Origin of the sequence: Mesorhizobium sp. M4A.F.Ca.ET.050.02.1.1 (genome assembly GCF_003997725.1) — a bacterium.
Classification (GTDB): Bacteria; Pseudomonadota; Alphaproteobacteria; order Rhizobiales; family Rhizobiaceae; genus Mesorhizobium.
Genome location: NZ_RZSG01000396.1, coordinates 1 through 5,451 on the forward strand (window position 1 = coordinate 1; position 5,451 = coordinate 5,451).

Below are 5,451 nucleotides of genomic sequence, written 5' to 3' on the forward strand. Positions count from 1 at the left end.
GCGCAGCCTTCAGCCTGTGCGGTGACTGCGAACAGCCGTTCGAGGAAAAGCCAGGCCGATTCATCATGCACGAGATGGTGGGTGAGCAGGCCGACCGGTTGGCCGCCGTCGAATGCATGCCGCAGTTGCGCGATGATGGCCTGAACCAACAGGCCATGATCGCGGCAACCGCGCGTGCCATGCCAATCCATGATGTCGACATTGCTGTTGATGACCGCCAGCGAAGCCGGCTTCGGCGGCCCATAGACCGACAATGCGGCAAATCCTATCGATCCGAGGTCGGGTACCAAGCCGGCGTCGATCCTGTTCCAGGGTGGCACCAGCATCGGAACGGCACGTGCGCCGTGCAGGCCGGCTATGTGCGACAGCCCACGGGCCAGCTCATCGAGCACCGCCTCGCGTGGCCGATGCGGGCCGAGCTCCTGCTTTTTCTGGTCCTCGGGCGCATGATTTCGGTGCGCCCAGCCATGGATGGCGACCGTGGCATGCGGCGTCTCGTCAAGCCGGGCGACAAGCTTCTCATCAGTCAGGGCAGGAATCACGGCCAGGGTGACCGGAATCGCGAATTCACCGGTGAGGTCGAGCAGCCTATCAAGCGCAGGCGTCGGATCCACGGCGTCATCGTCGCGCAGCCAGAACTCTGCCTTACGGTCCGCTCGTTGCAGGCTCGCCAGTTCCTCCACCAAGGGTTGCCAGATCTGATCGGGTGTCATGAAATCGGGATCTTCGCAAGAAGTCCGGCCAGACGCGCCGCCGCAACACCGAGGGAACGTTCTTCAAGGATGAAACGTCTGGCTTGTGCGGCCATGATGGTTCTTTCGTCGCTACGGGTCAGAAGCCTTTCAATGGCGGAAGCGAATGCCGCCACATCGCCCGGCGGCGTGAGAAACCCGGCTTGGCCATCCCGCACGACCTCCGGCACCCCGGCGATGTCCTGCGCCACCACTGGAAGGCCGGCGGCCTGTGCTTCAAGATAGGCAACGCCATAGGCCTCGCCGAAACCCGGCCAGACGTAAATTCCCCCACTGTACAGGACATCCGGTACGGCGGCTGGCTCAATCGCGCCAAGCCATTCGATACGGTCGGCGGGCAAGCCGGCGAATTGCGCTTTGACCTCTTCACGGGCAGGCCCGTCCCCGACGACAGACATGGTCCAGGGCAGGTGGCCGATCGAACCGAGCGCCTGCGCCAGCATGCGATAGCTTTCGACTTTGTCGCCCGGCCGCATCATGGCGACGGTAACTAGCCGCGTCGAACAACCCCGCGCCGGCGTTTCCCGGAATGCCGATGTGTCGATGAAGGGCGGAAGCATGCCGAGAGCGGCGTCGGGTATCGCATCTGCCAGTCCCTGACGATCCCTTTGCGTGAAGCAGATGTTCAGCGCCGCCTGTTCGACGGCTCGCGCCACCAACGCTTGCGTATCGGCCCACAAACCGGCGTTGCGCCGCCTCGAATAGGAGGCTTCCGCCGTCACATAGGGGACGGCAAAGGCCGACGCCAGTTCGGGTCCGATCAGGTCGGGCGCCTTGTAGTAGAGATGATAGGAGAACCAGAGATCGGGCTTGCCGTCACGATCCCAAAGTCTTGTCAGCCGCGCGGCTTCCTCTCGGGCTTCGATCTTGAGCGCATCGAAACTTTTCGACTCCGGTTCGCGTAGATAGAAGCGTATTTCGGATGCCAGTTCGACGCTATGCCCTCCATGTTCCAGCGCCTTGACCAGCGTCCGTGCCATCTGGCGGTCGCCGGAGGCAACGGGATGATTGGGTGACTTCAGCGGCGCGTAAAAGGCAATTCGCATTTCCGGACCCTATCATCGCAAAGCCAGCGCAAGTCAATTTCGAGCACGATCGACTTCACCTTCAAGCAGTGGAATGTGCTATTTGATGCTCATGGAAACAGCCGCCGCGTCCGACCCGTTTGTCGCTTCTCTGCCGGTCTTCGCAAAGTTCGAAAGCGTTGCCGATATCGACAACTACAAGCCTCTCCCCGATGGCTGGGCTCTGGCCACGGCCGACATCGTCGGCTCGACCAGGGCGATCGAGGCAGGGCGCTATAAAACCGTCAACATGGCCGGCGCCAGCGTCATTTCGGCGCTGCTCAACGCGCTGGGTCGGCAAGACCTTCCCTTTGTCTTCGGCGGCGACGGCGCGCTCGTGGCGTTTCCCGGCTCGGCGCTGGAGGTTACCCGCAACGCGCTGGCGGCTGTCCAGAGATGGGTGGCAGACGAGCTGGACCTCACCTTGCGTGCTGCAATCGTGCCGATAAAAGATATAAGAGCGCAAGGCCGCGACGTCCGCGTGGCGAGGTTTCAAGCCTCAGAAGCGGTCTTCTATGCCATGTTCGCCGGCGGAGGCGGCAGTTGGGCTGAAGCCGAGATGAAAGCGGGGCGCTACCGCATCGATCCTGCGCCGGCTGGCGCGCGGCCGGATCTGACCGGCCTGTCCTGCCGCTGGAACCCGATCGAAGCCCGGCATGGCGAAATCGTCTCGATCATAGCCATACCGGGGGCGTCGCGTGACTTGCGCGGTTTTCAGTTTCTGGCGTCCGACATCATCGCCCTTGCCGGCAGGCAGGAACGCGATGGCCACCCGGTACCGGTGAACGGGCCGGACTACAGTCTGCTGCCTGCCGGCCTCGATATCGAGGCGCGCGCCACGGCGCCGGCAGGACGGCGGTGGTTAACGAAGCTGTGGGTAATGTTCCTGATGACGCTTACGGCTGTCACCGATAGATATGGCTGGACGATCGGCAGTTTCGATCCGAAGATCTACAAACGCGACGTGGCCAGCAACTCGGATTTCCGGAAGTTCGACGACGGCTTGAAGATGACCATCGACGTTGACGCGGATGTGTTGCAACGGATCGAGAACCGGCTGAAGCAGGCGGAAGAGGCGGGCATCTGCAACTATGGCCTGCACCGCCAGAAATCGGCATTGATGACATGCCTGGTCGCTTCGCCGCTGCAGCGCGATCACCTTCATTTCATCGATGGCGCGGCCGGCGGCTATGCCGTGGCTGCCGCAAGCCTGAAGGCGAAGGTACCGGTTTGATGACGGCTTTGCGGAAATCGATCTTCCGCAATATGCCTCGGCCAATGGTTCTTGGGACCCAAGTCACCATGGGAACGGACAGCCTGTCCGGAGTTGACGGGAAACCAGATTTATTGGACGCCTCACCTCCGGATAGTCGACACACGCAATGTTCTTTGGCCGCCTCGGGCTGTCTCGAGAGACGGTGTGAAGGCCTGACGGCGTCCGGGTCGGCGAATTTTTGCCCGATGTCAGTATCGTGATTGCACTCTGCCGGCGCCCTCGCCACATAAGTCGACACGACATAGATGCAGTTACGCCTGCTCCTTGGCTGCGAGGATAGTCATCCGAGAAATTCTTCGCCGCTTTTGCCGCCGAAGCCGGCCTCGTTGACTTCGGGCGACCTATTGGGCCGTTGGCGGACTGTGTTATGGCGGATCAACGGATAATGGCTTCGTCTTCGACGGGTTTCGAGAGAGCATGAGTAAAACGCAAGCAGAAATTTCTACCATTCTCATGGATAAGGTTGCTGATTGGCTGACCCAATCGGCGCTGGCGGGCAGCGACCTGGAAGCCTTGGTAAAGGGCTTTTGCGAACGGCTGGCTGCTGCCGGCCTGCCGCTAAAGCGGGTGCATTTGAGCTTTTCGATGCTGCACCCGCTTTATGATGCGCTTGGCTTCACGTGGATTCGCGGCCAGGGCATGGAAGTGGAAGGCTTCCGGGTTGAGCCCGGCGAGCCGTCCGACAGATTCCTGACCAGCCCGTACTACCATCTGCTCAGCAACAAGCTCGACCATCTGCGACGCCGGATCGACCCGTCATTGCCGCCGGAGTTTCCGATTTTCGGTGAACTCGCGCTTATGGGCGTCACCGACTACATGGCTTTCGTACATCCCTTCAGCGACGACACAAGTCAGGGCATGATCGGGTCTTGGTCCACCGACGGTACTGCAGGCTTCAGCGATAGCATGATTTCAGCGCTGCTTCGCATCCAGAGCCATCTCGCGATCGCAACCAAGATGGCGGTGCTTACCAAGCTCGCCGACAACATGATGACCACCTATCTCGGCGGCGACGCCGGCAGGCGCGTGCTTGACGGTCAGATCAGGCGCGGCGAGGGCGATACAATCCGGGCCGCACTTGTCATGGGCGACATGCGCGGCTCGACAAGGCTTGCCGCAACCTCGGGCCGTGAAATCTATATCGATACGCTGAACCAGTTTTTCGACGCCGTTGCCGCACCTTTCAATCGCAAAGGCGGGCAGATCATGAGTTTTATTGGGGACGGCTTCATTGCCGTATACCCTTGCGAACGGCACCGTTCGCAGTCCGAGATCGCCTGCCAGGCTGCTCTTGCGGCAGCGCATCAGGCTACCGCGCGCGTCGTGGATCTCAATCTGCGCCGAAAGCAGCAGGGGTTGTCCGACATAAAATTTGGCATCGGCCTGCATGTCGGCAATGTGATGTTCGGTAATGTCGGGCTTACCGACCGGCTCACATTCTCTGCCTTCGGCTCAGCTGTAAACGAGGTCCAGCGCCTCCAGATCCTGACCAAGAAGTATCCGCACAGCGTTCTCGCCAGCAAGGACTTCGCCAGCTATTGCGGCGCAAACAGCTGGCTGACGCTGGGCCATGAGGAGCTGACTGGCATCAAGCAGAAGCTGACGGTGCTTTCACCCGATCTGTCGGGTGCGCTCGCACTCGATGAGGACGGTGCGATGGAGACCATTCACGATCGGAAATCGGAGGCCGAGCAGGTCATGCTGCTGCACCGCGATGCCGCCCGGCTATCGGCGGGAGACCCGAGCAAGCTCCAGTAAGCGTAACGAACAGCCCGAACGCCCTTGGCAGGCCGTCCGGGCGCAGGTTCCGCCACTGGCCCGCTTCGAATCCAAGTTGCTACAAGCTGGCAATGCGGTAGTCTCGCTTTCTGGGAGCTGCCAGAGTGGGACTGGTGTGAGAATGAATTCGGGCGTTGATCTGCTACGGATCGAGGATGTTGGCATCTCTTTTGCCATTATTGGGGGACCCTTGCATGCGGTCAGGCGCGCAAATCTTCGCGTCCTGCCGGGCAAGGTCACCGCGCTTGTAGGCGAGTCAGGTTCCGGAAAATCGGTTCTCAGCCAGGCAGTGATGGGCATTTTGCCGAACACAGCCCATGTTCGCGGCCGTATCCTGTTTTCCGACCCTGAAAAACCCGGCATGACGCAGGATATCCTGCAGATGCCGCGTGATGGACCCGAAATCCGAGCGTTGAGAGGGAGCCGCATCGGCAAGATATTTCAGGAGCCGATGACATCGCTGTCGCCGCTGCACACGATCGGCAACCAGGTCAGCGAATCCCTGCAGATTCATACGCCCATGGCTCGGGCGGAGCGCAAGGCGCGGACCGAGGAAATGCTCAGCCTTGTCGGCTTTCCC

At 61.0% G+C, this 5,451-nt stretch carries 5 protein-coding genes; 3 read left to right on the forward strand and 2 right to left on the reverse strand.

Translation table 11 applies throughout. From position 1 onward, the window contains the following. A partial coding sequence (locus tag EOA33_RS22585; RefSeq protein ID WP_127406633.1) for a polysaccharide deacetylase family protein occupies positions 1–713 on the reverse strand: 713 nt, incomplete at its 3' end. Then, positions 710–1,798, reverse strand: coding sequence for a glycosyltransferase family 4 protein (locus EOA33_RS22590; protein ID WP_127406634.1), 1,089 nt, complete (start codon positions 1,796–1,798; stop codon positions 710–712). The genes EOA33_RS22590 and EOA33_RS22585, both read right to left, overlap by 4 nt. A gap of 91 nt (positions 1,799–1,889) precedes the next feature. On the opposite strand from EOA33_RS22590, the gene EOA33_RS22595 reads away from it, so the two are divergent. From EOA33_RS22595 to EOA33_RS22605, 3 genes are all read left to right on the forward strand, one after another. Further along, positions 1,890–3,050 (forward strand): DUF3095 domain-containing protein, encoded by a 1,161-nt coding sequence (locus tag EOA33_RS22595; protein WP_126059397.1) that lies wholly within the window; start codon positions 1,890–1,892, stop codon positions 3,048–3,050. Positions 3,051–3,509: 459 nt separating this feature from the next. Then, a complete protein-coding gene (locus tag EOA33_RS22600; protein WP_126058884.1) occupies positions 3,510–4,850 on the forward strand; it encodes an adenylate/guanylate cyclase domain-containing protein in 1,341 nt (446 codons plus the stop codon). Positions 4,851–4,992: 142 nt separating this feature from the next. After that, the coding region (locus EOA33_RS22605) for an ATP-binding cassette domain-containing protein (protein WP_127406635.1) at positions 4,993–5,451 on the forward strand (459 nt) is incomplete at its 3' end.